Here is a 26,564-nt window from a genome sequence, read left to right on the forward strand (position 1 = left end):
CGGTTCTCCGGGTTCGATTGGGTGTCGCGGGCCGTTTGAACCCGCAAACACCTATTCATAGGCACCCGGAATGGACCGGTTCCGAACCGCAGGTGGACGGATGGTGAACACACTCAGCGACTGCTTCAGTTAACGTCGACCGCTCACGTTGCCGTCGCTGTACCAGGGTGTGCGGTGCGCGGTCGGCGGAGACGTCAGCGCTCGGCGAGGTTCGGGGTCAGCCGAGGTTCGGGGTCAGGCGAGATCGAGGTTGTCGACCACCTCGGCGACCTTACGCTTCGCTGCCGCATCGAGGTCACGCACCGGCAGAGGCAGGATGTCTGCACCCACGAGCCCGAGATGTTCGGCGATGGCGGCGGTCACGCGCAGGCTTCCGCCGAATTCGGTGAACAGATCCCACAGCGGCTGCAGCTCGGCCGAGAGTTCGCGGGCGAGCTGCGCATTGCCGAGTTCCGCGGCCCGCGTGATCTCGAGCATCGGCTCGGGGATGGTGCCGCCGACTGCCGTGTACCAAGCATCACAGCCGGCGATGAGGCCCTCGGCACCATGGGCATCGCCGGAGATGCCGATCGTCACCTCGCTGCCGATGGCCGCACGGATCTCGCCGATGCGCTCCTCCCATCCGGCAGGTGAGGCCGGAGTTCCGGGGATCTTGATCGAGGCCACACCGTCGAGCCCGGCCAGGCGCGAGTAGAGCTCGGTGGTGAACGTGAAGTGCGTGGTGCCCGGATTGTCATAGACGACAATGGGCAGATCGGTGGACACGGTGACGCTGCGGAAGAGTTCGAACACTTCGTCATCGGTCAGCGGCTGATAGCTCACCGGTGCCAGCAGCAGTCCCTGCGCTCCGGCGGCTTCGGCGGAAGCGACATTTGCCAGAACGTCTCTCGTCCGCAGCGCACCGACTCCGATGAAAACAGGGATGTCGAGAGCGGATTCGACGCTCAGCTGCGCCACTCGGGCACGCTCGTCGGTGTCGAGGTAGGCGTATGAACCGGTCGATCCGAGCGCCGTGATGGAGTCGACTCCGGCGAGGACGAGGCGTTCGATGAGCCCGACGAAGGCATCCTCGTCGAGGCGATCATCCTTCAGCGGGGTCAGCGGAAAGGCACTCAGCCCAGTCAACAGGGACGGGTCGGGGGTGTTCGTCAATGATCCTCCTCGGGTGGACGTGGGCCACCGATGGCGCGAACCTTGTTCGGCGGCAACGAGCCTCGTGTGGCAGCAGCGGATGGGTCCGTCTGCGTTCAGTCTGCCAGGTCAGTCGAGGGCGGACAGGTACGTCTCGAACATGTCGAATTCCGGCTGGGCGGAGGCGACTTCCACGGCCGCAGCACCCACGGCGTTGGCTGCCCGCAGTGCGCGTTCCGTTTCGATTCCGCTGGTCAGACCGATGGTCAGGGCCGCGCAGTAGGCGTCTCCGGCGCCGACTGCGCTCACGGGGGTCGCTTCCAGCGCCTCGGCGAAGGCGATCTGCTCACCTCTCTGCAGCAGTGCCGATCCCTTTGCCCCATAGGTGACGGCCACGAGCTGCGCGGTCTGCAGCTGCGGCAGCTGGAAGTATTCGTACTCGTTGACGATGATGAGATCGGCACGATCGACCACCTCGGAGGGCAGAGGACGGGCAGGAGCGGCATTGACGGTGAGGAACCCGGGCACACGGTGGGCCAATTCGACGATGAGGTCGAGGCGGATCTCGAGCTGAGTGAGCACGGCCTCGTCGGCACCGAATTCGATTCCCGCGAGGCTGGCTGAAGCATTCGCACCTTCGCACACGGCGATCTGATTCTCACCGTGCGCGTCGACCACGATGAGCGCGGTCCCGGTCTCGGCGGTCGCCTCAGCGATGTCATCGGTATTCACCCCGGCGGCGCGGAGTGCCTCGAGCATTGCCTGGCCGTCGGAGTCTGGGCCGACCGCACCGATCATGCGGGTCTTCGCACCGAGACGGGCGGCAGCTGCAGCCTGATTCGCGCCCTTCCCACCGGGCGAACGGGACAGTCGGCCGCCTCCCACGGTCTCACCGGCGGCGGGAAGTCGGGAGGTGGTGGCGGTGATGTCGGCGTTGATGCTGCCGACGACCGTCAGGGAGCAGTCGATGGTCATGGCCTCATTATCGACGATCGAGGACGGGCCGAGGATGACCGTCGGTGATCGAGGACGGAATGGGCCGGTGCCCTGTCGGCAAGGTTGGGCACACGGTGGGAAACCGCTGCCGGTCGTGGGCACACTGGGGAAATGGAAGAAGCCCCGTGATCCGTTCGCACAGATCACGGGGCTTCCCGATCGGGGTGAGTAACGGGACTTGAACCCGCGACATCCGCGACCACAACGCGGCGCTCTACCAGCTGAGCTATACCCACCACATGCGCTGCGACTCAAGGCGCAGACAGCAAGATATATCCTAACCGCTCCCGCCTGACCCGGGCAAACCTGAATCGCCCCTGAACCCCGATGAGACGCAGATCTCATTACGTGCAACGATTCAGTCGCGATCTATAACGGTTTCGGACAACGGGTAGGAGCACCCCCAGACATTCATTAGTATTGACTCGGCCCTGTCCTCGATAATTTTCAAGGAACCCTGTACATGCCTCGTGCGTTGATCTCCGTCTCTGACGACGGGTTCACCTACATCACCCTCAACGGGGCGACGAGTCGCTATTCGGACACCGGTCAGGCCATCTCTTACCTCGGCGACTATGCCCAAGAGACCGCGACTCCTCTGGCAGTGACGATCGACGACGGGTCGAAGAAGACCGAGATCGGCATCGATGAGAACGGGAAAGTCGGGGCAGTCCCCACGGACGACACCAGCGCCGAGGCGACCATGGACCAATCGTCCGCTGTGGCGTCCACGGATGGTTCGGCGCAGTCGGCCGGACTTCCGAAGCATTCCGACCGGAATTCGAAGGACCAGAGCACGAACGGCCAGTCCACGGGCAGTCAGAACGGCTTCGCTCCTCAGGACGACTCACCGGGGTCGAACGGTGACAGCTACCCGCTTGGCACCCCGTTCTCCGGACCGGCCGCGCCGGCCACGCCGACAGTGAAGAAGACCCCGGTGCGCAGACGCTCGGCCCGCAAACGTCCGCAGCGGCTGAAGAAGATCACCGTCCCCGGCCTCGTGCTCATCGGTCTGGCGATCCTCATGATCGGCGCATTCGTCGTTCCCAACATCGTCCCCGTCGACTCCCCCGACACCCCGCAGACGATCGGCTCGGAACAGCAGGTCAACCCCGCCTCCGAACTCTCCGTCGACAAGACCCAAGACGTTGTGCCCAGCTACGACGATTCCCCGGCCTGGGAAGCCGAGGTCCCCAAACGCGCCTCCGTGACGGCTTCTGATCGCGGAGTCCTCCTCGTCAACGACAGCCGCCTCGAAGTCCTCGACGCGGACACCGGCCGGTCCCGGTACAAGGCCACGATCGACGAGTCCCCGACCTTCGCCGTCGACACCGTCATCGACGGGCGGCCGGCCCTGCTGTGGCAGTCGGGCGATACCGCCGAGGCGCTCTTCGACGGAAAATCGAAGCCGAAGACCTACCAGCTGCCGGAGAACGCACGCATCACGTCGGCCGGCAAGAGCGTGCTCATCAAATCGGGCAACACGCTCTCGACCTTCGGCACCGACGGACTGGAAGACGTCCCCACCCCGCAGGCCGGTTCGACACCGATGGCTATCGACGACGATGAGCTCTTCAGTTCAGACTGGAACGGTCCGGTCAAGGCGAAGAACATCAAGACCGGCGACGAGCGCAGCATCAAACTCGAAAGCCCCGGCGACGACCTGAAGATCATCGACTGGATCTCGGCCGGCCACGGCAAGGCGATCACATTGTGGGGCGAACAGGGTGCTTCGACGAACTCTGGCCACAGGATCCAACTCGTCGTCCACTCCCTCGACGACGGGTCGATCCTCTCGACCGTGACCACGACGACCGATATCGTCGGCGAGCAGTCCTGGGTGCGCGGACAGGCCGGAAAACGCGCCTATATCGGTCCCTACCTCTTCGATCTCGAGTCGGGTCTGCTGCTCATGGACGTCTCAAGCCGCGACATCCATCTCTCCGAACCGCGCGGAACGATCGTGCCCTGCACGATGGACACGAACACCTCGTGCCTGCTCGCCGGCAAACAAGCGTTCAAGACCGATACCGATCTGCTGGCCGTCGTCAATGGAGGCAACGAGGCGCTGGTGCTCGGCGATGACTCAACCGTTCGCGCATATCCGAAGAAGTCAGAGACACAGGATCGCTGATTCCGCGCCACGGCGAAACACGCCAGCGACTTTAACAGGTCTGGTCGAGACATTAAGATGGGCACCGATGTGTCTGAACGTCATGTCCCCTTGACCCAATGAAGTCGGAATCCCCACCGCGAAGGAACGTAGTGCCAGTCTCACTCAGGTTCAGCCGCAGAGCCGCCGCAATCGGCGCCGCGCTTGCCCTGGCAGCACTACCTATCTCGGCGACGTTCACACCTGCATTCGCTAAGCCGAGCCCCACTACCACGGCCGACGGCACAAACGGTGCCGAGGGCAACACCGAGTCCGAGGTAGGAGCCGACAGCATCACCGATCCTGGCCCCACCGAAGAGGGTGACAAAGCCTGCGCGGACCCAAAGTGGACCTCGGACGAACCCTGCGAAATCGACGGTGAACTCACCGCCGACTGGCAGAGCGTCGGCCATCAACTGTCCGTTCCGGCCAACGACCAGGAAGAAGGCGCCGGCACCCTGCCGAAGAGCTGGGTCGGGAAGTCCTTCGAAGCTCCGAAACAGGAGATGAAGCGGATTCCCGCGCAATCGTCCGACACCGATTCCGCGGATTCGACCGGGAACGGCTCGGACACTGACGACAGCGGACAGTCCGTCGCCGAAGCGACCGCACAGGCCTCTATCCCGGATACCGTTAAGTTCAACAAAGACGGCGTGATCGTCGGTGCCGACGGTTCCGGTCCAGTGGAGTTCGAGAACTTTGATGCCGATAAGGGACCTGACCCCGCCTGGACTTTCGCCCTCAACGACAACGGCCAGATCGCCGTCACCAATGGGCAACCCTATCCCGACAACGAGGATGGGGCCGACGAGACCAGCGACCCGGACGGTTCCACTTCAGACGATTCGGAAAACGGCAACAATGATGGGTCGAAGGACAACGACCCCACTCCAGCGGCGGATGGGTCGACCTCGTCAGACGACGCCACTGCCGACGGCGGCGAAAAGACTGCCGGCGAAGACGGTGTCACCTCCGACGACGGTTCCACGAGCGACCGTGACGCCGGCACGGACGGGGCGTCGTCGGACAGCGACACCTCTGATGACAGCACCACCTCGACCGATGGCAGCACCTCATCGGATTCGGGATCGAACGATCGTGCGAACTCCTCGGGTGACTCGGACTCCGGTAACAGAGAAACCGACGCCGACACCGGTTCCGGCTCCGACGGCACTCGCAGCAGCGATTCCGACAGCTCGGGTTCCGATTCGGATTCCGACCAGGACGAAGAGAAGGATTCGGACAAGGACGGTACTGGTTCATCGGTCGGAGCCTCCGACGCCGACGGCACCACCCCCGACCCGTCGAACGGCAATGGCTCCCCGGACGACGAACGCGAAACCATTCCCGGCAACGCCGGTGACGAATGGCTGCCTGGTGACGATGAGAACACCAAACGCCCCGACTATTCGGACCCGGTGCCACGCAACCCCGAGGAGGCGGCACCCGAAGACGATACGGATCTCATCACGGGTGGAGATCAGCCGTCCCCGAGGGCCAATCAGAATCCGGCGACCTCGTTCGGCGAGTCCATCATCTCCACGATCGTCAGCTCCTGGCCCGTCTTCGTCCTCGCCGCTTCCGGTATGGCCGCAGTTGGGTTCATCATCTACCTCATGGGACGCCGCGGAAAGCAGGAGTGAGGTCGAATGGACCTCTTCGACTCCGAACTGCGCGTGGTCGCCGCCGCAGAAGAACTCGCGCGTGAACTCGGCGCCGATGAGAACCACACCGTCGCCGCGGCCGCGAACGCCGACCTTTGGTCACGATCGTAGCGGTCGGCGACTGGAACCGCGCGGTGTGCTGGCCCCGTGCGGACGCTGCCGTCAGGTCATCCTCGACCTCCATCCCGATGCGCTCGTCGTCGTTCCTGATGACACCACCGGCCAACCGTCGATCGCCCCAATCACGGCACTGCTCCCCCGGTCTTACCGGCATCCGGACTCTGCCCCCGCACGGCTGGTGTGATTCAACGCCCGCTCCCTCGACGTGGTCGCCGACGGGACGAAGACGCTGACGGTGCGGTGGAACGAACGCCACTGCACGGGGCCGGCTCTGGCGTACTTCGAGAACACCGAGCATGGCACGCTTTGAGTGGGAGTCGCCTCGGTGACGGTGAAGTGACTCGACGAACTGCGACCTGAGGATCCCGACCTCACCCGCTCGGGTGGGCTGGAACGGTACATCGCCGGTCTCCGCGACCACTACCCGACCATACCCGCCGACGCGAACGTCGAGATTGTAAGATTCCGTCGAACCGCGGCCGATATCTGACACTCGCAGTGCCCAGCCGCTAAGCTGGACAGCGAAGCACTGTGGCACAAGGTCACAGACGCAGCAAAGCATTCTCGACCGGGAGGACTCGACCCGATGACTGACAACGTCTACACCTCAGATGTGACCGTCGACCAGGCGACAACCGCGCAGCTCGCGGAGTCGATCCGACTGCGCGAAGAGCGCATCGCCGAGAACATCGACGAGCTCGTCGGCCGCATCCACCCGAAGGTGCTGGCGACGCGCGCCGTCAATAAGGCGAAGTCCGAGGTCGTCGAGGAAGACGGCTCCCCCAAGCCCGAGATCATCGCACTCGGTGCCGGTGCCGCCCTCGGTCTGGCCGCCCTCATCGTCGGACTCTCCGGTCGCAAGCGTGGCTGATGCCGCACTACCGATCCGGATGCTCCATGACCGGATCCTGCTCGAACCCAGCGCGGAAGCCGGGGAACGCAAATCCTCAGCGGGCATCGTCATTCCCGCCACCGCCAGCATGGGCAGACGCCTCGTGTGGGGCCAGGTCGTAGCGGCGGGCCCGCACGTGAGGCAGGCCAACCTCGGCGATACCGTCCTCTACGATCCCGAGGAACTCGCCGAGGTGGAGCTCGAGGGACGCGCTTATGTGCTGCTGCGCGAACGCGACGTCCACGCGATCTCCGAGCCGGCCGAACAGTCGAGTTCGGGAATGTACCTGTAGGGACTGGCCGCTGTCTGATCGGCTATCTGACCTGGGGCTTGCGACCTTCATCACAAAATCAGATACGGGCCGATCTCGGTTTGCATGATCGGCAGACACCTGAGTAATATTAATTCTCGTTGCGCAGGATGCGCGGCACGCACCTCTAGCTCAATTGGCAGAGCAACTGACTCTTAATCAGTGGGTTCCGGGTTCAAGTCCCGGGGGGTGCACAGCACACTGACAACCGCCATTCGGATCATCCGAGTGGCGGTTTTCTGTTCTCTTTCCTGCGAAGAGATCGTGGGCTGTAGGCCAAGATGTGGGACTGGACGTGTCAGCCTCGACACTGCTTTCGGTCCCTGAGAAGCCGATCGTCTCCTCCCAGCCCATCTTGAGTTTCGCCACCTTCGGGGCGCCACGCGATGATAGCCAGGCCCAGGGAGTACCGAACGACCGCTGGTCCTCGGGTGCCTCGGCATGAAGATACAACAGCAAGGTCAGATAGACTCCCTCCATGCAGAACTTCTCTGACCGTCAGCCAGGGCTCGGTCAAATCGTACGCAGTCTACGAACAGAGTCCGGATCGGCGATGTTTCTGGCGCTGGTCACAGTATTGGCGCTTGCGTGGGCGAACTCGCCGTTATCTGAAAGCTATTTCGCGCTCTGGCATCAGGAGGTCGGCTTCGATGTCGGTCCCGTGGGCATGCATATGACTCTGCACCACTGGATCAACGACGGACTCATGGTGATCTTCTTCTTTGTTGTCGGACTAGAGGTGCGGCAGGAGTTCGCGCACGGATCTTTGCGCGATCGCAGTCGTGCTCAACTCGCTTTGATAGCTGGCGTCGCAGGCGTCGCTCTCCCGGCTCTCGTGTACGTGCTTGTCGTCAGCTTGTCCGGCGGTAGCGGACTTGGCGGATGGGGTGCTGTCGTCGGAACGGATACAGCGTTCATGCTCGGCGCTTTGGCAATAGTGGGTCCACGACTGTCAGGTCAGTTGCGCGTCTTCCTCCTCACCCTGACAGTGGTCGATGACTTCCTGGCAGTATCGATCATCGGCATTGTCTATAGCGATGAGATCGAGTTTGTCCCCTTGCTGATCGCTCTAGCCTGCCTCATCGGCTTGTGGGCGCTTGGCCGTTCACGACAGTGGATTACGGGGCCCTATGTGATCATTGTGATTGTTCTGTGGTTCGCCACTGTCTCTTCTGGGGTTCATGCTTCAATCGCGGGCATGATCGCCGGGCTGCTCATCCCTGCCTACCCTACCCAGCGCCACGAGGTAGTTGCTGCCCGCCAGCTTTTCCGTGACTTCTGGCAGTCGCCCAGCGCCGCCTCGGCACGCGGTGTCAACCGCGGCCTAGCACGGGGGATCTCGGTGAACGAGAGAATGCACGAAGTCCTTCGCTGGCCCACTGCGCTGCTTGTCGTGCCGATCTTCGCACTCGCCAACGCCGGCGTCGACCTCAGAGGTGGATTGCTCGCTGATTCCCTCGGCTCATCCGTGACCTTGGGAGTCATTGCCGGCCTCGTACTCGGCAAGCTTCTTGGAATTGGCTTTGCCACTCTGCTGGCAGTCCGGCTGGGCCTCGGCCGACCGCCAGAAGGGGTGGGAATGGGCAGCGTCTTCGGCGGTGCAGCGCTTTCAGGCATCGGATTCACCGTCTCTCTGCTCGTCATCGGACTTGCCTTCGGCCCGACAACCGATCTCGGTCGACAGGCGACTGTGGGTGTCCTGGTCTCCATGGTGCTCGCCGTCGCCCTGGGCTGGTTGATTTTCAAGATCGCCGCCAAGCTGTGGGGTGAGGAGACTGCAGATCTGCCCATGGTGCTCGATCCTACGGTCGATCCGGAAGTCGATCACATTCGCGGCCCGCAGGACGCCATGCTGACACTGGTCGAATATATCGACTTCGAGTGCGAGTACTGTGCACACGCCACTGGCTCCTGGGAAGACCTGCGCGCGCAATTCGGCGACGATCTTCGTTACGTAGTGCGACATCTTCCCCACCACCCACACGGGCCATTGGCTGCAAAAGCGTCTGAAGCAGCTGCAAACCAAGGCGAGTTCTGGCGATGGCTCGATTTCGTATTCACACACCAGGACGCGCTCGAGCGGGAGCATCTCCTTGCCTATGCGGAAGAGCTCGGGCTGAACGTCGATCGCTTCATCCAAGACATGGACAGCGAGGCTGTCGCGCAACGAGTCAGCCGCGACCTCGTGAGTGCCGAGGCCAGCGGTGCTCACGCCACCCCAACGTTCTTTGTCGAAGGTCGCCGCCTGTTGGGCGACTATGACGCCCGGACGTTGACTGCGGCGCTCGAAGCGAGGAGGCGCGGCACACGTACCCAGGAGGCATCCAGCTGAAAGGAGGGCGCGGGGGTCGGCGACTGCTACCCAGGAGTGTCAAGCCGCGGGTTTCACAGAGGCTCCTATCCTGGTCTCCTTAACTGCCGCGGGTTCGGTCGCGGACTGGTTGATCCACTCCGAATGAACCTCGAGTGGCGGGCGGCAACTCGTCGCTGGGTGCAGTCAGGTCGTGTTGCACCAGGCCACGACCACGTATTGCGTGTTTGCCTCGTTTGCGACATCCGGATCGGCCTGGGCACGGACCACGCGCTCGACGGCACGATCATTGAGTTCGTCTGTGTATTTCACTGGCAACAGAGAATCTCCTTCCTCCAATCTCCCTGCCTCTGTTATCCCTGGGGCGATTCAAATAGGCTGAAGCAGCAGGCGAAAGATAAACGCTTTCGCATGCAAATTCCAGCAGAAAGCTGGATGACCATCCTATGGAAGGACACGACAATCATGGCTGACGGCAATCGCGCAGTAGTGTTCGCTAATCCACAAGACATGCAGGTCGAAAATCTCGACTTCCCGAAGCTCGAGATGCCCGACGGAGCAAAAGCACCGCACGGGGTCATACTGAAAATCGTCGCTACGAATATCTGCGGAAGCGACCTCCACATCTACCGTGGCTCCTTCCCAGTGCCCCAAGGCATGGTCATGGGACACGAAATGACAGGCCAGGTAGTTGAGCTCGGATCCGACGTCACTTTCCTCAAGGAAGGCGATCTCGTCTCGGTGCCGTTCAATGTCGCCTGCGGCCGGTGTCGCAATTGCCGGGCGCGCCGGACGGAAGTCTGCGAGACTACGAATCCAGATGTCTCCTGCGCAGCCTACGGGTTCAACCTCGGCAATTGGCAAGGTGGACAGGCGGAATACCTGTTTGTGCCCTATGCCGACTTTCAGCTGCTCCGCTTCCCCGACAAAGACCAGGCCATGGAGAAGATCCGCGACTTGGCCCTCTTGTCAGACATTCTTCCTACTGCATTCCACGGACTCATGGAGGCTGGTGCCAAGCCAGGCTCGACAGTCTATATTGCCGGTGCAGGACCTGTCGGCCGGTGCGGTGCGGCGGCAGCTCGCCTCCTCGGAGCGTCATGCATCATCGTCGGCGACTACCACAAGGACCGCCTCGATCTGATGAAACAGAACGGCTGCGAGACCATTGATCTCAACGAGGATGTTCCTCTGACCGATCAGATCGAAGCTATTCTAGGCGAGCCCATGGTGGATTGTGCGGTGGACTACGTGGGCTCGGAAGCACATGGAATCGGTCGTGAGGCCGGAGATATGGATCCCGCGCACGCGATCAATCAAGTCATGGACGCTACCCGACCTGGCGGAGCCACCGGCATCATCGGAGTCTACGGACCCGATCCGCTTGCAGAGTCGAAAGCAGAGCAGGAAGGAACTTTCCCACTCGACTTCGGAAAAGCATGGATCAAGTCGCCTCGAATCTCGGGCGGCCAGGCACCGATCATGCACTACAACCGCGAGTTGATGATGGCCATTCTCTGGGACCGCATGCCGTACCTCAGCGACATGCTCAACACGAAGATCATCAGTCTCGACGATGCTCCAGACGCCTACGCAACCTTTGATAAGGGTGTTTCGGACAAGTTCATCATCGATCCGCACGGGCTCATTCCAGCCTGACCTGATCCACCCTCCAGGAGGGCTGCAAGCTTCATTCAACGACATCAGAGAACGGGTTCGGGTGCTGCCTTTGGTGGCACTCGAACTGCACTAACTGTCCGATCAGTCTGTCTTCACATCGATTGACACGTCTTCGCGCGAAGCTAGGTGGTGTCGTGACCTTTGTGAGCCAACTCTGCCACCCACTCACGAGCCCCAGCGTCCCAATTCAGTCCTGACCGGCGCGGGCATAGGCACCGAGAACCTGTCTCTCCGAATCCCCGAGGTAGACGGCAAGCCTAGCAGCGGCGGCCCCCGGCCCATCAGAGCGATAGATCTCGACCACCTCGCGGTTGCGCTCGATGAAGGGCGCATGGAGGAAGTCGAGGACCTCCACCTTGAGGAAGGCCAGGCGCAGCTCGGCGAGCACATTGGCAAACGACCGCATCAACCGCCTGCTGTCCGACAGCGAGACGACGGCATTGTGGAACCCCATGTTCGCCGTACCGACTTCCAGCCAGTTCTCTTCGGCTGCGAACTTCTCGGCAGCCTCGACGGCCGCCTCCATCCTCACGGCGTTCGGGTGATTGCGCGGCGCGTACTCGAGCACCGAGCACTCCACATGATGACGCACCCGGTAGATGTCGACGACATCGGCGGTGCTCGGTGACGCCACCGAGACGCCTCGGTGCGGGATATGCGTGACCAAGCCCTGCTCACCGAGGACCCGGAACGCCTCGCGCAGGGTATTGCGCGAAACATCGAATTCCTTCGCCAGCGCGGTTTCGGACAGCCGCTCACCGGGGCGCAGCTCTCCCGCGATGAGGCGGTCAGTGAGCCTGTTGACCAGGGACGAATCGTGATTCACCTCTCCATCCTACTGAACCGACACCGCAAACTCCCATCCGTCCGTCGACAAAGAGACGACGAAAAGTGTGACCCCCGTCTATGTTTGTTCAACAATAAGTGCTAGATTGTTTACCACTTCACGTGTGCCAGGACACAGTCATCGCTGTCCTCACCCCATCGACACACACGAAGGAACAACTGACCACCAGACAGTCGGAGACTCCTATGTCACACGCACCGGAATCCCAACCGCCGGAATCCAGCTCGTCGGACGCAACCGCGTCGGGACGCGCCAATGCCTCGAGTGAGATCGGCTCGAAGATCAGCCGCAGCGCGATCGTCGGGGCCATCTTCCTCATGGCCACCTCGGCGATCGGTCCGGGCTTCATCACCCAGACGGCCACCTTCACGGCTCAGATGGGGGCGGCCTTCGCCTTCGCGATCTTTGCCTCGATCCTCATCGACATCGCCATCCAGCTCAATATCTGGCGGATGGTGACCTCCTCGGGCAAGCGCGCGGCCCAGCTGGCCTCCTCGGCCGTGCCGGGTTCGGGCATCCTCCTGTCCATCCTCATCGTCATCGGCGGACTGGCCTTCAACATCGGCAATATCGCCGGCGGCGGGCTCGGCCTCAACGCACTGCTGGGCATCGACCCGAAACTCGGCGGGCTGCTCACCGGCGTGCTCGCGATCGGCATCTTCCTGTTCAAACGCGCCGGAAAGGTCGTCGACACCGTCGTCCTCGTCCTCGGCATCGGGATGATCATCCTCACCTGCATCGTCGCCATCGTCTCCAATCCGCCCGTCGGTGAGGCGCTCAGACAGTCGATCGCACCCGACACCATCAACTTCGCCACCGTGACCACGATCGTCGGCGGCACCGTCGGCGGCTACATCACCTACTCGGGTGCCCACCGCTACCTCGACTCGGGCAAAACCGGCCCGGAGAACGCCGGTTCGGTCATGCGCTCGGCGCTGTCGGGCATCATCGTCACCGGTGTCATGCGCTACATCCTCTTCCTCGCCATCCTCGGCGTCGTCGCCTCCGGTGTCGCCCTCGACCTCGACTCGAGCGTGGCGAACCCCGCCGGTCAGGCCTTCGCCGCAGTCCTCGGCGATGCGGGAATGCGCATCTTCGGCGCCATCTTCTGGGCCGCGGCACTGAGCTCGGTCATCGGCGCAGCCTACACCTCCGCGACCTTCCTCTCCGCCTTCTCCACGCGCCTCAAGGGCGGTTGGCCGCTGCAGCTGGCGACCGTGGCCTTCATCGTCGTCTCACTCATCGTCTACCTCGCCCTCGGCACGGCACCCGCCACGCTGCTCGTCTTCGTCGGCGGCTTCAACGGCCTGATCCTGCCGATCGGTCTGACGATCTTCATGTACATCGGCTGGTTCAGGCCGCGCCTGCTGCGCACTGATTCGTACCCGAAGTGGTTGCTCATCATCGGCACCGCGGCAACACTGGTCACGTGGTACACGGCCACACAGTCCATCGGCCCCATCTTCGCCATGATCGGAATCGGAGGGTGACATTGTCTGTCAACAGCGAACTGAGAATCGACCTCAACTCTGACCTCGGGGAGAACGTGCCCGACCGTGTCGTCAGCGACGATGCGGCCATGCTCGGCCTCGTCACCAGTGCCAACGTCTCCTGCGGGTTCCACGCCGGCAATCCCGAAGGCATCCGCGCAACCGTCGACGCCGCTACGAAGGGCGGAGTCGCCATCGGTGCCCACCCCGGATACGACGACTACGAAGGCTTCGGTCGTCGCGCCCTCGACGTGCCCGCAGCCACGCTGCAGGCCCAGGTCGAATACCAGATCGGTGCGCTCATCGGACTGACCACGGCCGTCGGCGGAGATGTCACCTACGTCAAACCCCACGGCGGTCTCTACAACGCGATCGTCCACGATGAGGCGCAGGCGAAGGTCGTCGTCGACGCCGTCAAAGCCATCGATGATTCGCTGGTCTTCCTCGGACTCGCCGGCAGCGTGGCCAACCGCGTCGCCGCCGAAGCCGGACTGACCGTCGCCGCCGAGGCCTTCGCCGATCGGTCCTACAATCCCGACGGGTCCCTGGTCTCCCGGTCGGAGCCGAACGCGGTCCTCCACGACCCCGAAGCCGTGGCCGCCCGCGTCCTCCGGCTCGTCCAGACCGGACAGGTCGAAGCCATCGACGGCAGCCTCGTCGACGTCGACGCTCAGTCCATCTGCTTCCACGGCGACAGCCAGGGATCCATCGACATGGCCCGAGCCGCCCGCGACCTCCTCGAATCCGAAGGTGTTGCGATCGCCGCCTTCGCCGGAGTCGGACGATGAACGCTGCCGTTACAGGCACCACTGCCATGGACACGATGCGGGCTGCGGGCGCGGAAGCCCGCGCCCGCATCCGGGCAGGATTCGACGGCCCCACCTCGGGGATGGCACCGGGACTCGTCCAGGCGAACCTCATCTCCGTGCCCGCGGGCTGGGCTTTCGACGTCCTCCTGTTCACCCAACGCAACCCGAAGCCGTGCCCGGTCGTCGACGTCCTCGAACCCGGACAGCTGGCATCCGCGCTGGCGCCGGGCAGCGATATCCGCACCGACATCCCCGGCTACCGGATCTGGGAGAACGGCGCCCTGACCGACGAAGTCACCGACGCCACCGAGGTGTGGGAGACCCACCCGGACCTCGTGTCGTTCCTCATCGGCTGCTCGTTCACCTTCGAGAACGGTCTGAGTCAGGCCGGCATCCCGATCCGACACCAGGCAGCCGGTCGCAATGTGCCGATGTACCGCACGACCACGGCCTGCAGCCCGGCCGGCCGGATCAGCGGAGACATGGTCGTGTCCATGCGCCCGATCCCGGCAGCCCAGGTCGCCGAGGCGGTGCGCATCACCGACCGCTTCCCCGCCGTCCACGGTGCCCCGATCCACATCGGCGAACCCTCCCAGATCGGCATCGCTGACCTCGACGCGCCCGATTTCGGTGACGCCCCGGCCATCGAAGACGGCGACATTCCCGTCTTCTGGGCCTGCGGCGTCACTCCGCAGGCAGCCATCCAGGCATCCGGAATCCCCTTCGCAATCACGCACTCACCTGGGAAGATGTTCATCACCGACGAACCGGAAGACACCTACCGCCAATGACCTCGACACCGCCGGCCGACTCCCTGACCTTCCACACCGCCTCCAGGCGTCACCTCCTCGTCGAATGCGCGGACCTGCCCGCGACGATGGCCCTGCACCACAGTCTCGAAGCCGCCGATCTGCCCGGCGTCACCGAACTCATCCCCGCCGCCCGCACAGTGCTGATCAGTTTTGATCCCGCACGCACGAACGCCGAGATCCTCGCCGAGGCAGTGCGCGGGCTCGGGCACGCCGAGTCGGCCTCGGATGCGGCCCGTGAGGTGACGATCGATGTCCACTACGACGGGGACGACCTCGCCGAAGTGGCCGACCTCCTCTCCGTCTCCCCCGCCGAGGTGATCAACCGCCACCAGGCCGCGACCTGGCAGGTCGCGTTCGCCGGGTTCGCCCCCGGCTTCGGCTACCTCGCCGGCGACGACGAACTCTTCAACGTTCCCCGTCGCTCGTCCCCACGCACGCGAGTGCCCGTGGGGTCGGTGGCTCTGGCCGGCGAGTTCACCGGCGTCTACCCTCGCGCCTCCCCCGGCGGCTGGCAGCTCATCGGACGCACCGATGCGAAGCTGTGGGACCTGGACCGGGAACCACCGGCCCTGTTCGTACCCGGCACGATCGTGAAATTCGCCGAGGCGGGGCGCGAGACCGTCGAGGTCGCGGGCTCGAGTGCGAGGTCGGGTGCCTCAGGTTTCTCGGGTTCGCCAGGTGCGGAAGGTTCGGCGTCGGATTCTGCGGTGGATTCAGCAGCGGATTCGGCATCCGATTCGGCGGCAGCGGCCTCCCATTCCCTCGAGGTGCTGCGCCCCGGGCTGCAGCTGCTCATCCAGGATCTCGGTCGGGCAGGTTTCGCCTCGATGGGCGTCTCCGCCGCCGGTGCCGCCGACCGCTCCGCGTTGATTGATGCCAACCGTCTCGTCGGCAATGCCGAGACCGCTGCCGGGCTGGAGAGCTTCGGGGGCGCAGTGCTCCTGCGTTGCACGGGTGACGGCGTCGCCGCTGTCACCGGGGCCACCGGAACGATCACCGTCACCGCTGCCGATGGCACTGTCCTCACGCCCCGCCTCGGCGAGGCCTTTGCCCTGGCCGACGGGGACGAACTCGAGCTCGGACCAACCGAACGCGGAGTCCGCCGCTACTTCGCCGTGCGCGGAGGAATCGCTGTCGAGACGGCTCTCGACAGCAGCTCCGCCGACACCCTGGCCGGGCTCGGTCCGGCCGCTGTGGACACAGGCACCACGGTGGGAGTACACGATCCGCGGGCGGCGCCCCACCTCGTCGATCCCAATCCCACGCAGCCAAGGGATCTTCCGCAGGCGGGGGAAACCGTGACGCTGAGCGTGACGCTGGGACCGCGCGAGGACTGGTTCACCGAGGCCGGGATCGAGACTCTGCTGTCACAGGAGTGGTCGGTCACCCACGAATCCGACCGGGTCGGACTGCGACTGAACGGTGAGGTTCCACTCGAACGTGCCCGCACGGGCGAGCTGCCCAGCGAAGGCGCGGTCACCGGTGCCCTGCAGGTTCCGCCGAACGGTCAGCCGGTGCTCTTCGGGCCCGACCATCCGCTCACCGGCGGCTATCCGATCATCGCCAGTGTCGATGATGTCGACCTCGCCGCGCAGCTGCCTCCCGGCGTGAAGCTGCGCTTCACCACCTCTGCCCGACCGACGCCGAACGCCCATCCGACCGAGGCGTCCAGCACCGCAGCAGGGCCCCGCACCAACGAGAACGAAGGCTGAACAATGTCGAGAATCCTCATCGCCAACCGCGGCGAGATCGCCGTCCGCATCATCCGCGCCTGCGCCCAGCACGGGCACACCTCGGTGGCTGTCTTTGCCGATCAGGACGCCGACGCCATGCATGCCCGCCTTGCCGACGAAGCATTCGCCCTGCCCGGGACTTCGGCGGGTGAGACCTACCTCAACATCGATGCGATCCTGACCGCCGCGAAGTCCGCCGGTGCCGATGCCGTCCACCCCGGGTACGGATTCCTGTCCGAGAACGCCGACTTCGCCTCCGCTGTCGAAGCCGCCGGGCTCATCTGGATCGGCCCGAACGCGGAGACGATCACCGCCCTCGGCGACAAGGTCACCGCCCGTCAGCTCGCGCAGAAGGTCGGTGCCCCCTTGGCGCCGGGCATCGACCGTCCCCTGGAGAACGCGGTCGAGGTCGAGTCCTTCGCCGCCGAGGCGGGACTGCCGATCATCATCAAGGCCGCCCACGGTGGCGGCGGACGCGGAATGAAGATCGTCCACGAACTGACCGAGGTAGCCGGTGCCTTCGAATCGGCGACCCGTGAGGCCGTCGAGGCCTTCGGTCGACCCGAATGCTTCGTCGAAAAATACCTCGAACGTCCCCGCCACGTCGAGGTCCAGATCGTCGGCGACGGTCAGGGTCGAGTCGTGGCCGTCGGTGACCGCGACTGCTCCGCTCAGCGGCGCAATCAGAAGCTCATCGAGGAAGCACCCGCCCCGGGACTGACGGATGAGCAGCGTGAGCGCCTGCACCGTTCGGCCGAAGCCATCTGCGCCGAGGTGGATTACCGCGGTGCCGGCACCGTCGAATTCCTGCTCGCCGCCGACGGCACCATGACGTTCCTCGAGGTCAACACCCGACTGCAGGTCGAACATCCCGTCACCGAGGTGACCTCCGGGGTCGACCTCGTCGCCGAGCAGTTCCGCATCGCCTTCGGCCACGGCCTGTCGCTGCAGGCGACCCCGCAGCCAGTCGGTCATGCCATCGAACTGCGCATCAACGCCGAAGATCCCGGCCGTGGCTTCCTGCCGACTCCGGGACGCATCGATGTCCTCGATGTGCCCGGCGGCCTCGGTGTGCGCTGGGATTCCGGAGTGCGAGCCGGTGACACAGTGCAGCCGGCCTTCGATTCCCTCTTTGCGAAGCTCATCGTCCACGGTCCCGACCGCGAGCAGGCGATGGCGCGCACCGTGACAGCGGCGAAGGAGCTCCACGTCGAGGGCCCGGCCACCGTGGTGCCGTGCTCTCTGACGATCCTGCGTGATGAGGCGTTCACCGGTCTCGGCGGCGACGGCGTCGACGGCATCCACACGCAGTGGATCGAAGCCGAGCTGCTGCCGCGCTTCGAGACCCAGCAGCGCCCGGCCCCGGTCGCCGATGGGGAGATGCAGCGCATGTCGATCGAGATCGACGGGAAACTGACCACCATCGGACTGCCCGCCGGACTGCTCGCGAGCCTCGGCTCGGTCGGTGGGACCGGGCGGGGCGGCGAGGCCAGTGGCGCCGGAAACGGTGGAGCCGCCTCGGCGAGTGCCGGGGAGGTCGCCGCACCCGTGCCGGGCAGCCTTGTGGACTTCCTCGTCGAGGACGGTGCGCAGGTAGCGGCCGGTGACGAGGTCGCGGTGCTGTCTGCGATGAAGATGGAGACCCGGGTCGAAGCCCCGGCCGCGGGAACGCTGCGCCAGGTCGCGGCCGTCGGCGACGTCGTGGCGGTCGGGCAGGCCATCGCACGGGTCGACTGAGATGGCGGGCCGCCTCGGCGAACGGATCGGTCGAGGTGACTGCGTGCATCGGTCGCGGCATCGGGCTCGGCAACGGAATAGAGTGGTGGTCAGCAATGGTTGTCCACCACGGACACCCCAATCAGGAGGAGCATTCATGTCACGTCTGTCGGTCGGCGACACCGCCCCGGAATTCACTCTCGACAACCAGGACGGGAAGTCCGTCAGCCTCAGCGATTTCCGAGGTCAGCGGGTCGTCGTGTACTTCTACCCGGCCGCTATGACCCCGGGCTGCACGACCGAGGCCTGCGATTTCCGGGACTCTCTGTCGGCACTCAAGGCCGCCGGAATCGCCGTCGTCGGCATCTCCCCGGACAAGCCGGAGAAGCTGCAGCAGTTCATCGAGAAGGAAGGTCTCAACTTCGACCTCCTCTCCGATGAGGACAAGACGATGATGACCGAGTGGGGTGCCTTCGGCGAGAAGAAGAACTACGGCAAGGTCGTCCAGGGCGTCATCCGCTCGACCGTCGTCGTCGATGCCGAGGGCAAGGTCGAACTCGCCCAGTACAACGTCAAGGCCACCGGGCACGTCGCCCGCGTGCGCAAGGAGCTCGGCATCGACGCTGCCTGAGTCTGCTGCGGCTTCGTCGCATTGCCCAGGTAGCGGCGCCGGCGCGATCGTGGCCTGAGCATCGGGGCGGTCCGAGTTTTCAACAACTCGGGCCGCCCCTGCTAATCTTGAGGACGTTGCGGCCGCGTGGGTGGCCGCTTCAGCGCGAGTGGCGGAATTGGTAGACGCGCTGGATTTAGGTTCCAGTGTCTTCGGACGTAGGGGTTCAAGTCCCCTCTCGCGTACCGCGGTCCCCGCCGCGGAGGTCGACAGGCTTCCGCACCGGGGCATTTTTCTGTCTCATATGAGCCGTATGCGGCGAGTTCCGGACGATCCGTGCGGAATCTGCCGCACATTTCCAGCACATATCGTCCGGAACTCCGCTTGAACAGATGCGGGGAACGTAATGTGGTCAGTGCTGCACCGAACCTAGTGAGAGGACTGCCGATGACGACGTCCCCGGCTCCGACGATCCGCCCCACCTCTCCTGCCGACGAGGCCCGGTGGAAGGAACTCTTCCGTGCCTACCGCGAGTTCTACCGACTGGAGCCCTCCGAGAAGATCGTCTCCCGCGTATGGGGCTGGATCATCGATCCCTACCATGAGGTGAACAGCCTCGTCGCCGAGGCGGACGGATCGCTCGTCGGAATCGCCGACTATCGTCGTTTCTCGCGTCCCTCGACAGGCAGCGTCGGCATCTGGCTCGACGATCTCTTCACCGATCCCGAGGCGCGCGGCCGCGGTGTCGGCCGTGCCTTGATCTCCCGGCTGCAGATGATCGCCGCGGCCGAAGGCTGTTCGGTGGTCCGGTGGATCACCGCCGATGACAACGCTCAGGCTCAAGTGCTCTATGACGATGTCGCAGCGAAGACGAACTGGCTCACCTACGACGCGAAGCCGCAGGAGCCGTGAGCGCTGGGGTACCGAGTGACGTGAGCCCGACGAGGTGCAGTTCTATCGGTTCGAATCCAAGGAAGCGCTCGATTCCTGCCTCGCAGATCCGCGACGTCAGGCGCAGACCGCCGAACGCGATCGCGTCATCGCCAGGACGGAGCTGTTCCCGGTCAGCTTTCTTCCGACCGAGTGAGGTCTTGCGCGAAGTGCTGCTGTGCGAGCAGGACCAGCGCCTCGAGCAGCGGTCGGCGCAGCACGCTGCCGAGGACGACTCCGCGGATCCGCTCCTCCAGACTGCCTGCGTCACCGATCGCGTCGAGGTCGGTGCGACCGACGTCTTCAGCGGCTTCGACATAGGCGTCGAGCCGGTCGAGGATCGGAGTCAGGTTCTCCGTAGTCAACATGGCAACCGCGTTCACAGCCGCCCGATAGGCCGGTGACGACTTCGCGCAGTGCCAACCTCGCGCTGTGATCGCGCGGTCGAGTATCGCCGAGGCGGCTGAATCGTCCGTCTCGGCCTCGTCGATGAGCGCGTCCTGGATGACGCCCATCGCTTCGACTTCCGAGGCCTGCCCGTCCACCGCTTCAACGACGGCTCGCACCTTCGCCAACGGCAGTCCGGCCACCGACGTCATTGCCCCGATGAGGCGCAGCCGCTCGAGATGAGTGTGATCGTAGACGGCTTGATTCACGCTTGTCCGTCGTCCCGGCTGCAGCAGTCCTTCGCGGAGGTAGTACTTGATGGTCGGCACGCTGAGGCCCGAACGACGGGACAGCTCCGCCATCCTCATCCCCGACTTCTCCGCTGATTCCTGCATCGTCATCTCCTCCCGTCACTGTCAGCAATGTTCGGTGACTGATCTTGCTCGACCCTAGCAGATACCTCTACTATCTATTATGGATAGTATAACTACCTATTAAGAGGAGAGGTCATGGATGCCTTGACTTTGGCTGCGGTCCTCGTCACCGGCTTCGTCGGCTCAGCGGAATTCGGGTCGGCCGCCTTGGTTCATCCGGTGATCCGTCAGCTGAGGACGGACAATCAGCTGATCATGGAGAGGGGCCTGCTGAAGACGTTCGGCCGGGTGATGCCGGTGGGGATGACCGCAGCGACAGCGCTTGCCATCATCATTGCCATCGATGAGCCCAACGCATGGTTGGTTTCGGCAGCAATCAGCCTCAGCGTCGCTCTGGTCGTGACGATCATCGGGAACGTCCCGATCAACACCCGGACGGGACGGATCACCGAGGAGGCCGCCCCCGAGGGATTCATCGCCATGCGCAGACGGTGGGACGTCTTCCAGATCGTGCGCGCGACTCTTCAACTGCTCGGTTTCGTCCTTGTCGCGGTCGGAGTCGTCGGATTCGGCTGAGGTTTCAGTCCACACGTTGCCGGAGTTCGGCGACTCCGCTCCCGGTCAGTTCTGTCAGTGCTTCCGGTCGGCCGGCCATGGCCAGCACGAGGTCGAGGACACGACCGGTCACCTCCGGCCCGCTTCCGGATTCGAAGTCGGCGTCGACAGAACTGAGCTTCAACCCTTTGACCAGGGTCTTCGAGTTCACTGCGAAGTCCTTCGCGGCGAGTCGCGGAACTTCGCAAGAGTCTCCCCCGGTGAGCCACCGAGGCGGCGCTTGAGCAGTCGCGCATTGTGCTTTGCAGGGTCGAAACCTGCTCGGCCGATGCTCCGGATCCAGGCCCACCGCCCGGTGTTTGCCGCGGCGGTCAGGTGGGCGACGACCTGCTCGACCGACTATTCCATGCACAGGGTGGCGTGCGCCCACTGCTCAGTTCCGAGAGTCGTCAGCAGAGCGGCCAGGTGTGCGCGCTCCGCGTGGATGAGGTCCCAGTATTCGGTTTCGCTCATGCGCTCTTCCCACGTGAGCCGTCGCCGGATTCGCTGTCAGGCACTTCGCCGGCCGCGCCGAAGAGCATCCGGAAACGTTCACACACGATCGGCATCTCGGGCGAGAAACCACGCCGTCCATGCTCGCTCCAGAAGCGTTCATGGATGTCGCGCCAGGCAGCCAGGGTTCGGTCGCCCTCCCCTTCTGCATGGGCATGCTCGGCGGTCACTGCGGAGAAGGCCACGATGTCGATCGCCGTGGTTTCGATGAGGGCTCTCGGTCGGCCCCGGCCGTCGAGGATGATGCTCAGTTCGCCCACCTCGGGGACGGAATCGCCGTCGGCTTCGATGTCCCACAGCGCCGAGGCGGTGCCCGTCTTCGTCCCGGACAGCACGAGAGCGAGGAGGTCATCCGCGTGCTCGCGAGTCGCACCGAAGGCCCATGCTTCGGGAATCTCGCCGGGAAGGTCGGGCCGGGTCTTCCGCGCCAGCTCCCAGAACTGCTCGGGCGACTCACCGATCACGGTACAATCGCCTCCAGTTGCAGCCGCAGCCCGTCGATGAGAGCGCGCAGCCCGAATTCGAACGCGGCCGTCGCCGAAGAGGTGCCCGCGAACCCCGGATCCAGCGCCGCACGAATCGACGCGAACCGCTCGTCAGCCGAGTCCTGAGCAATGAGGTCGGCGGGGGCGATGATGTCGAGCGCCGACCCGAGGATGTGAGCCTCGACCGTGCGCATGACCGCCACGGTCCTCGACTCGGGCCAGCCGCCTCGGCGCAATCCAGCCACCACAGTGTCGTACATCCGATACGTCGACAGATCGCCGATCGACGTCGTCGCGAGCAGGCGGATGAGATTCGGATGCGCGGAGAAAGCGTGCAGGTACGAGCGTGCCCAGCACTCGAGCGCTGCATCCCACGGGACCGACTCCGAAGTCTGCCTCGACACGGTCGTCCCCAACGCAGTCTGCTCAGCCGAGGCGAACGGCGTGACGTCGATTTCGGCGACGATGCGGGCCCGCATCGCCTCGATCAGTGCGGTACGACCGGATATATGGTTGTACAGCGATGACACCTGACGATCGACCCGAGCCGCCAGAGTCCGCATCGACAGCGCCTCCGCGCCCTCCTCATCGACGAGGGCGAGCGCAGCATCGACGAGCCGCTCCCGATTGAGTCTCACACTGGCCTCGACTTCCTCTTCCCCGAACCTTTCGAAGAGTGTATCGTGTTCCCAGTCACAGATACGAACACTGTTCGTATTTGGCAGTGGACCAGAGATCACACACAGAGAAGCGGGGACGAACCGAATTGGCATCGACGCATTTCCATAACGGCACCATCTGGCTCGGGGCCGGACGAGAGCCCGCTGACGCACTGCTGGTCCACGACGGTGTCATCATCGCGATCGGATCCGCCGAGGTGGCCCGACAGCTGAGCACTCCCCCATCGTCTCCGTCGCTCGCCGACCCACACGAGCCTGTGGCCGGCGAGTCAGTCGATATCGAAACGGTCGACCTTCGCGGCGGCTTCCTCATGCCGTCCTTCGCCGATGGTCATGCTCATCCAATCTTCGGCGGGCTCGAGGCCGAAGGTCCGCAGGTGCGCTCGTGTGCCAGCGTCGCCGAAATCATCGCCGAAGTGCGCCGCTTCGCCGAGGCCAACCCTGACCTCGAATGGATCACTGGCGCCTCCTACGACGGCAGTCTCGTCGACAGCGGGCTCTTCGACGCCCATTGGCTCGACGAGGCCGTGCCTGATCGCCCCGCAGTGCTGCGCGCCTGGGACTATCACACGGTATGGTGCAATTCTCGCGCCCTCGAGCTCGCCGGTGTCACTGCGAGCACGCCCGAACCCGAACTCGGTGAGATCCCCCGTCGAGCCGACGGTTCACCTCTGGGAACACTGCGGGAATGGGGAGCGGTCGACCTCGTCGATGCCGTCCGCCCGCCGTTGGACGAATCGATGCGCCTGCGCTCGCTCGAACGGGCGGCCGACTATTACCTTCAGCGCGGAGTCACCTGGGTCCAGGACGCTTGGGTCGAGCCTGCCGACGTCGAAACCTATGTAGCAGCTGCAAGGCAGGGGCGGCTGACCATCCGATTCAATCTCGCCTTCTATGCCGACCCTCGCCACTTTGCCGAGCAGCTGCCGGCGATGATCGAGGCCCGACAGTGCGTAGACGAACTCGCCAGTCAGATGCTCACCGCCCGGACGGTGAAGTTCTTCGCGGACGGCGTCGTCGAGAACGAGACCGGAGCGCTGCTCGAACCGTACTGCTCCTCCCTGCACAGCCACGGTCTGCGGGTGTGGGAGGGAGACACTCTCGCGGAGGCGGTTCGTGCCGTCGATGCCGCTGGCTTCCAAGTTCACATCCATGCTATCGGCGACGCCGCCGTCCGGCAGGCCCTTGACGCCATCGAGTCCACCATCGCCGCCAACGGGCCACGCGACCGACGGCCGGTCATCGCCCATGCTCAACTCGTCGAATCGGCTGATCTCGACCGGTTCGCAGGCCTCAGGGTCATCGCCAATATGCAGCCTTTGTGGGCACAACTCGATGACCTCATGACTGTGCTCACGGTCCCCCGCCTCGGCGAGGATCGTGCCCGGCAGCAGTACCGCATGAGAACGATCCTCGACAACGGCGGATACCTGTCCTTCGGCTCGGACTGGCCGTGCACCTCAGGCACACCCGTCGAAGGGCTGGCGATCGGCACCAGCCGGCAGAACGAGGCGGGAGAACCATACGGCGGATGGATTCCGGAGGAGATCGTCGACGTCGACCGTGCTCTCGATTCCTATTCGGCGGCCGTGGCTCACCAGGCCTTCGCCGACGCCTCCCCCGAACCGTGGGGAGCCATTCAGGTCGGAGCGAGCGCCGATCTCATTCGATTCGACCTCGATCCGCGTGACCTGACCCCGCGCGAACTGGCACTGTTGCCGGTCCGCACCACCTACCTCGGCGGCACTGCCGTGTATTCGAGGGCCTGAAAGGACCATCATGCCCCAACACACAACCGACCACCGAACGGACGGCCAAGGTCAACTCAAACGAGCACTCGGAGTCCCCTCCCTGGTGTTCTTCGGACTCGTCTACATGGTGCCGCTCACGGTTTTCACGACCTACGGCATCGTCACCCAGGTCACCGGAGGCCGAGTTCCCCTCGCCTATGTCATCACGCTGCTTGCGATGGTATTCACCGCCAGATCGTACGCGAAGATGGCAGCCGAACTTCCATTCGCGGGATCCGCCTACACCTATACGCAGAAGAGCTTCGGGGCGGGTATCGGCTTTGTCGCCGGGTGGGCACTGCTGCTCGACTACCTGTTCCTGCCGATGATCAACTACCTCGTCATCGGCATCTACCTCTCGGCCGCATTCCCGATCATCCCGGCGTGGATCTTCGTCGTCACCGCAATCGCCCTCGTCACTGTCCTCAACATCATCGGCATCGTGTCCGTAGCAAGGGCGAATGTCGTCATCATCGCCGCCCAGACGATCTTCATCTTCACCTTCGCAGGGCTCGGGATTGCGTCGATGACCGGGACGGGAACTGTCGATCTCGCAGCGCCGTTCACCGGCGACGGAACCGCCGATGGCTTCGGCAATGTGATGGCCGGTGCGGCCATCTTGTGCCTGTCTTTCCTCGGATTCGACGCCGTTTCGACGCTGTCAGAAGAGGCGAAAGACGCAAAGCGCACTGTACCTCGTGCAATCATCATCGCCACCGTCACCGGCGGACTCATCTACATCGCCCTGTCCTTCCTCGCTCAACTCGCCTACCCATCGAACGATTTCACCGACGTCGACTCCGGCGCGCTCGACGTCATGGCGGCCGCAGGTGGCCAGTTCCTGACAATTTTCTTCACCGCCGCCTACGTCGCCGGTGCCTGTGGCTCGGCTCTGACTTCGCAGGCCTCGGTTTCCCGTATCCTGTATGCCATGGGACGCGACGGAGTCTTGCCCAAGTCGTTCTTCGGTCGCCTTTCTCCTCGATTCCACACCCCGGTTCTCGCCACGCTCGCGGTCGGTTTGGTGTCTCTGCTCGCCCTTGCCGTCGATCTCGGCTTCATCTCGGAGATGGTCAGCTTCGGCGCGCTCATCGCGTTCTCTGCAGTCAACCTCTCCGTCATCAAGCACTTCGTCATCGATGGGAAGAGGCGCGGAGGCGCCGCAGTCTTCAGCTTCATCGTGCTGCCGGGAATCGGCTTCTGCCTCACGCTGTGGCTGTGGACGAGCCTCTCGCCCCGGACTCTGCTGATCGGTGCGATCTGGCTGCTCATCGGCATCGCCTATCTCGCCGTCGTCACTCGCGGGTTCCGGCGCTCGACGCCGATGCTCGATCTGACGGAATAGCGATCACTGAGGCCCTGCTCCGCCGATGGAGCGCCGGCCCTCACCGCCGTCGCCGTGCTCAGTTCAATGACTGCAGCACTCACTCTCCACCCCTCCGGTCAATAGCGAAGTGCGGCGCACGGACACATCAGATCCGCGCTCGGCGCACTGTCGGCCCGATGCTTCTGCCACATTCCTCATACCCCGCCTCTTG

General features: G+C 64.2%; 24 protein-coding genes and 3 tRNA genes. 19 read left to right on the top strand and 8 right to left on the bottom strand.

Annotated elements, in window-relative coordinates:
• Nucleotides 1-234: 234 nt before the first annotated feature.
• The 3 genes from ACTIIH_RS04555 to ACTIIH_RS04565 form a co-directional block, all read right to left on the bottom strand.
• Nucleotides 235-1,152 carry a dihydrodipicolinate synthase family protein gene (locus ACTIIH_RS04555; protein WP_441450765.1) on the bottom strand — a complete coding sequence of 306 codons (918 nt, stop codon included), beginning with the start codon at nt 1,150-1,152 and terminating at the stop codon, nt 235-237.
• 108 nt (nt 1,153-1,260) lie between these two features.
• A complete protein-coding gene (locus ACTIIH_RS04560) occupies nt 1,261-2,106 on the bottom strand; it encodes a PfkB family carbohydrate kinase (RefSeq protein WP_441450767.1) in 846 nt (281 codons plus the stop codon).
• Nucleotides 2,107-2,290: 184 nt separating this feature from the next.
• Nucleotides 2,291-2,363: transfer RNA gene (locus tag ACTIIH_RS04565), tRNA-His, on the bottom strand.
• A 227-nt stretch (nt 2,364-2,590) separates the two neighbouring features.
• Between ACTIIH_RS04565 and ACTIIH_RS04570 the strand changes: the two genes are divergently transcribed.
• The 8 genes from ACTIIH_RS04570 to ACTIIH_RS04605 all read left to right on the top strand — a co-directional run bounded on the left by ACTIIH_RS04570 (nt 2,591) and on the right by ACTIIH_RS04605 (nt 11,235).
• Nucleotides 2,591-4,261, top strand: a complete 1,671-nt coding sequence (locus ACTIIH_RS04570; protein WP_441091169.1) for a hypothetical protein — start codon at nt 2,591-2,593, stop codon at nt 4,259-4,261.
• A gap of 131 nt (nt 4,262-4,392) precedes the next feature.
• A complete protein-coding gene (locus ACTIIH_RS04575; RefSeq protein ID WP_441450769.1) occupies nt 4,393-5,922 on the top strand; it encodes a hypothetical protein in 1,530 nt (509 codons plus the stop codon).
• A 6-nt stretch (nt 5,923-5,928) separates the two neighbouring features.
• Complete coding sequence (locus ACTIIH_RS04580; protein WP_441450770.1) at nt 5,929-6,054, top strand: hypothetical protein; 126 nt, start codon at nt 5,929-5,931, stop codon at nt 6,052-6,054.
• Between the two features lie 595 nt (nt 6,055-6,649).
• Nucleotides 6,650-6,934: a DUF3618 domain-containing protein gene (locus tag ACTIIH_RS04585; RefSeq protein ID WP_441091166.1), complete on the top strand. Its 285-nt coding sequence runs from the start codon at nt 6,650-6,652 to the stop codon at nt 6,932-6,934.
• Nucleotides 6,927-7,247, top strand: a complete 321-nt coding sequence (locus ACTIIH_RS04590) for a GroES family chaperonin (protein WP_441091165.1) — start codon at nt 6,927-6,929, stop codon at nt 7,245-7,247. The genes ACTIIH_RS04585 and ACTIIH_RS04590 overlap by 8 nt, the downstream gene beginning before the upstream one ends.
• A 139-nt stretch (nt 7,248-7,386) precedes the next feature.
• Nucleotides 7,387-7,459, top strand: a tRNA-Lys gene (locus tag ACTIIH_RS04595).
• Between the two features lie 284 nt (nt 7,460-7,743).
• Complete coding sequence (gene nhaA / locus ACTIIH_RS04600; RefSeq protein WP_441091164.1) at nt 7,744-9,597, top strand: Na+/H+ antiporter NhaA; 1,854 nt, start codon at nt 7,744-7,746, stop codon at nt 9,595-9,597.
• A gap of 444 nt (nt 9,598-10,041) precedes the next feature.
• Nucleotides 10,042-11,235 carry an alcohol dehydrogenase catalytic domain-containing protein gene (locus ACTIIH_RS04605; protein ID WP_441450828.1) on the top strand — a complete coding sequence of 398 codons (1,194 nt, stop codon included), beginning with the start codon at nt 10,042-10,044 and terminating at the stop codon, nt 11,233-11,235.
• Nucleotides 11,236-11,443: 208 nt separating this feature from the next.
• Here ACTIIH_RS04605 and ACTIIH_RS04610 read toward each other — a convergent pair whose 3' ends face one another.
• Entirely contained in the window at nt 11,444-12,082 is a 639-nt protein-coding gene (locus ACTIIH_RS04610) for a GntR family transcriptional regulator (RefSeq protein ID WP_173155775.1), read from the bottom strand.
• 206 nt (nt 12,083-12,288) lie between these two features.
• Here ACTIIH_RS04610 and ACTIIH_RS04615 point away from each other — a divergent pair, with 206 nt between their 5' ends.
• From ACTIIH_RS04615 to ACTIIH_RS04650, 8 genes are all read left to right on the top strand, one after another.
• Nucleotides 12,289-13,593, top strand: a complete 1,305-nt coding sequence (locus ACTIIH_RS04615; protein ID WP_441450772.1) for an NRAMP family divalent metal transporter — start codon at nt 12,289-12,291, stop codon at nt 13,591-13,593.
• Nucleotides 13,590-14,381, top strand: coding sequence for a LamB/YcsF family protein (locus tag ACTIIH_RS04620; RefSeq protein ID WP_441450774.1), 792 nt, complete (start codon nt 13,590-13,592; stop codon nt 14,379-14,381). Before ACTIIH_RS04615 ends, ACTIIH_RS04620 begins: the two co-directional genes overlap by 4 nt.
• Nucleotides 14,378-15,193: a putative hydro-lyase gene (locus ACTIIH_RS04625; protein WP_441450776.1), complete on the top strand. Its 816-nt coding sequence runs from the start codon at nt 14,378-14,380 to the stop codon at nt 15,191-15,193. The genes ACTIIH_RS04620 and ACTIIH_RS04625 overlap by 4 nt, the downstream gene beginning before the upstream one ends.
• Nucleotides 15,190-16,926, top strand: coding sequence for a carboxyltransferase domain-containing protein (locus ACTIIH_RS04630; protein WP_441450777.1), 1,737 nt, complete (start codon nt 15,190-15,192; stop codon nt 16,924-16,926). Before ACTIIH_RS04625 ends, ACTIIH_RS04630 begins: the two co-directional genes overlap by 4 nt.
• Nucleotides 16,927-16,929: 3 nt before the next feature.
• The gene (locus tag ACTIIH_RS04635; protein WP_441450779.1) at nt 16,930-18,684 is read left to right on the top strand and encodes an acetyl/propionyl/methylcrotonyl-CoA carboxylase subunit alpha; all 1,755 of its coding nucleotides are present in this window, start codon (nt 16,930-16,932) and stop codon (nt 18,682-18,684) included.
• 136 nt (nt 18,685-18,820) lie between these two features.
• Entirely contained in the window at nt 18,821-19,294 is a 474-nt protein-coding gene (bcp, locus tag ACTIIH_RS04640; RefSeq protein ID WP_441450781.1) for a thioredoxin-dependent thiol peroxidase, read from the top strand.
• A gap of 142 nt (nt 19,295-19,436) precedes the next feature.
• A tRNA-Leu gene (locus tag ACTIIH_RS04645) sits at nt 19,437-19,518 on the top strand.
• A 202-nt stretch (nt 19,519-19,720) separates the two neighbouring features.
• Nucleotides 19,721-20,185 (top strand): GNAT family N-acetyltransferase, encoded by a 465-nt coding sequence (locus ACTIIH_RS04650; RefSeq protein WP_441450782.1) that lies wholly within the window; start codon nt 19,721-19,723, stop codon nt 20,183-20,185.
• Nucleotides 20,186-20,337: 152 nt separating this feature from the next.
• Here the strand turns inward: ACTIIH_RS04650 and ACTIIH_RS04655 are convergent, their stop codons facing one another.
• Nucleotides 20,338-20,985: a MerR family transcriptional regulator gene (locus tag ACTIIH_RS04655; protein ID WP_441450784.1), complete on the bottom strand. Its 648-nt coding sequence runs from the start codon at nt 20,983-20,985 to the stop codon at nt 20,338-20,340.
• A 114-nt stretch (nt 20,986-21,099) separates the two neighbouring features.
• Between ACTIIH_RS04655 and ACTIIH_RS04660 the strand changes: the two genes are divergently transcribed.
• Nucleotides 21,100-21,540: a DUF1772 domain-containing protein gene (locus ACTIIH_RS04660; RefSeq protein WP_441450786.1), complete on the top strand. Its 441-nt coding sequence runs from the start codon at nt 21,100-21,102 to the stop codon at nt 21,538-21,540.
• Between the two features lie 4 nt (nt 21,541-21,544).
• On the opposite strand, the gene ACTIIH_RS04665 is transcribed toward ACTIIH_RS04660, so the two are convergent.
• From ACTIIH_RS04665 to ACTIIH_RS04675, 3 genes are all read right to left on the bottom strand, one after another.
• On the bottom strand, nt 21,545-21,730 hold the full coding sequence (locus ACTIIH_RS04665; protein ID WP_441450788.1) for a hypothetical protein: 186 nt from the start codon (nt 21,728-21,730) through the stop codon (nt 21,545-21,547).
• A gap of 298 nt (nt 21,731-22,028) precedes the next feature.
• Nucleotides 22,029-22,535, bottom strand: a complete 507-nt coding sequence (locus ACTIIH_RS04670; RefSeq protein WP_441450789.1) for an ASCH domain-containing protein — start codon at nt 22,533-22,535, stop codon at nt 22,029-22,031.
• On the bottom strand, nt 22,532-23,194 hold the full coding sequence (locus ACTIIH_RS04675; protein WP_441450791.1) for a TetR/AcrR family transcriptional regulator C-terminal domain-containing protein: 663 nt from the start codon (nt 23,192-23,194) through the stop codon (nt 22,532-22,534). Before ACTIIH_RS04675 ends, ACTIIH_RS04670 begins: the two co-directional genes overlap by 4 nt.
• Before the next feature lie 128 nt (nt 23,195-23,322).
• Between ACTIIH_RS04675 and ACTIIH_RS04680 the strand changes: the two genes are divergently transcribed.
• Both ACTIIH_RS04680 and ACTIIH_RS04685 read left to right on the top strand, forming a co-directional pair.
• On the top strand, nt 23,323-25,005 hold the full coding sequence (locus ACTIIH_RS04680) for an amidohydrolase (protein WP_441450793.1): 1,683 nt from the start codon (nt 23,323-23,325) through the stop codon (nt 25,003-25,005).
• Nucleotides 25,006-25,015: 10 nt separating this feature from the next.
• Nucleotides 25,016-26,371, top strand: coding sequence for an APC family permease (locus ACTIIH_RS04685; RefSeq protein WP_441450795.1), 1,356 nt, complete (start codon nt 25,016-25,018; stop codon nt 26,369-26,371).
• Nucleotides 26,372-26,564 lie beyond the last annotated feature (193 nt).

Origin of the sequence: Brevibacterium sp. (genome assembly GCF_052105255.1) — a bacterium.
Lineage (GTDB): Bacteria > Actinomycetota > Actinomycetes > Actinomycetales > Brevibacteriaceae > Brevibacterium > Brevibacterium linens_B.

What these genes read in the sequence shown, in the direction of transcription:
- ACTIIH_RS04585 (WP_441091166.1), top strand. Translation starts at nt 6,650, where the DNA reads ATGACTGACAACGTCTACACCTCAGATGTGACCGTCGACCAGGCGACA.
- bcp (WP_441450781.1), top strand. Translation starts at nt 18,821, where the DNA reads ATGTCACGTCTGTCGGTCGGCGACACCGCCCCGGAATTCACTCTCGAC.
- ACTIIH_RS04625 (WP_441450776.1), top strand. Translation starts at nt 14,378, where the DNA reads ATGAACGCTGCCGTTACAGGCACCACTGCCATGGACACGATGCGGGCT.
- ACTIIH_RS04570 (WP_441091169.1), top strand. Translation starts at nt 2,591, where the DNA reads ATGCCTCGTGCGTTGATCTCCGTCTCTGACGACGGGTTCACCTACATC.
- ACTIIH_RS04685 (WP_441450795.1), top strand. Translation starts at nt 25,016, where the DNA reads ATGCCCCAACACACAACCGACCACCGAACGGACGGCCAAGGTCAACTC.
- ACTIIH_RS04660 (WP_441450786.1), top strand. Translation starts at nt 21,100, where the DNA reads ATGGATGCCTTGACTTTGGCTGCGGTCCTCGTCACCGGCTTCGTCGGC.
- nhaA (WP_441091164.1), top strand. Translation starts at nt 7,744, where the DNA reads ATGCAGAACTTCTCTGACCGTCAGCCAGGGCTCGGTCAAATCGTACGC.
- ACTIIH_RS04650 (WP_441450782.1), top strand. Translation starts at nt 19,721, where the DNA reads ATGACGACGTCCCCGGCTCCGACGATCCGCCCCACCTCTCCTGCCGAC.
- ACTIIH_RS04635 (WP_441450779.1), top strand. Translation starts at nt 16,930, where the DNA reads ATGTCGAGAATCCTCATCGCCAACCGCGGCGAGATCGCCGTCCGCATC.
- ACTIIH_RS04580 (WP_441450770.1), top strand. Translation starts at nt 5,929, where the DNA reads ATGGACCTCTTCGACTCCGAACTGCGCGTGGTCGCCGCCGCAGAAGAA.
- ACTIIH_RS04630 (WP_441450777.1), top strand. Translation starts at nt 15,190, where the DNA reads ATGACCTCGACACCGCCGGCCGACTCCCTGACCTTCCACACCGCCTCC.
- ACTIIH_RS04605 (WP_441450828.1), top strand. Translation starts at nt 10,042, where the DNA reads ATGGCTGACGGCAATCGCGCAGTAGTGTTCGCTAATCCACAAGACATG.
- ACTIIH_RS04655 (WP_441450784.1), bottom strand. Translation starts at nt 20,985, where the DNA reads ATGCAGGAATCAGCGGAGAAGTCGGGGATGAGGATGGCGGAGCTGTCC.
- ACTIIH_RS04560 (WP_441450767.1), bottom strand. Translation starts at nt 2,106, where the DNA reads ATGACCATCGACTGCTCCCTGACGGTCGTCGGCAGCATCAACGCCGAC.
- ACTIIH_RS04615 (WP_441450772.1), top strand. Translation starts at nt 12,289, where the DNA reads ATGTCACACGCACCGGAATCCCAACCGCCGGAATCCAGCTCGTCGGAC.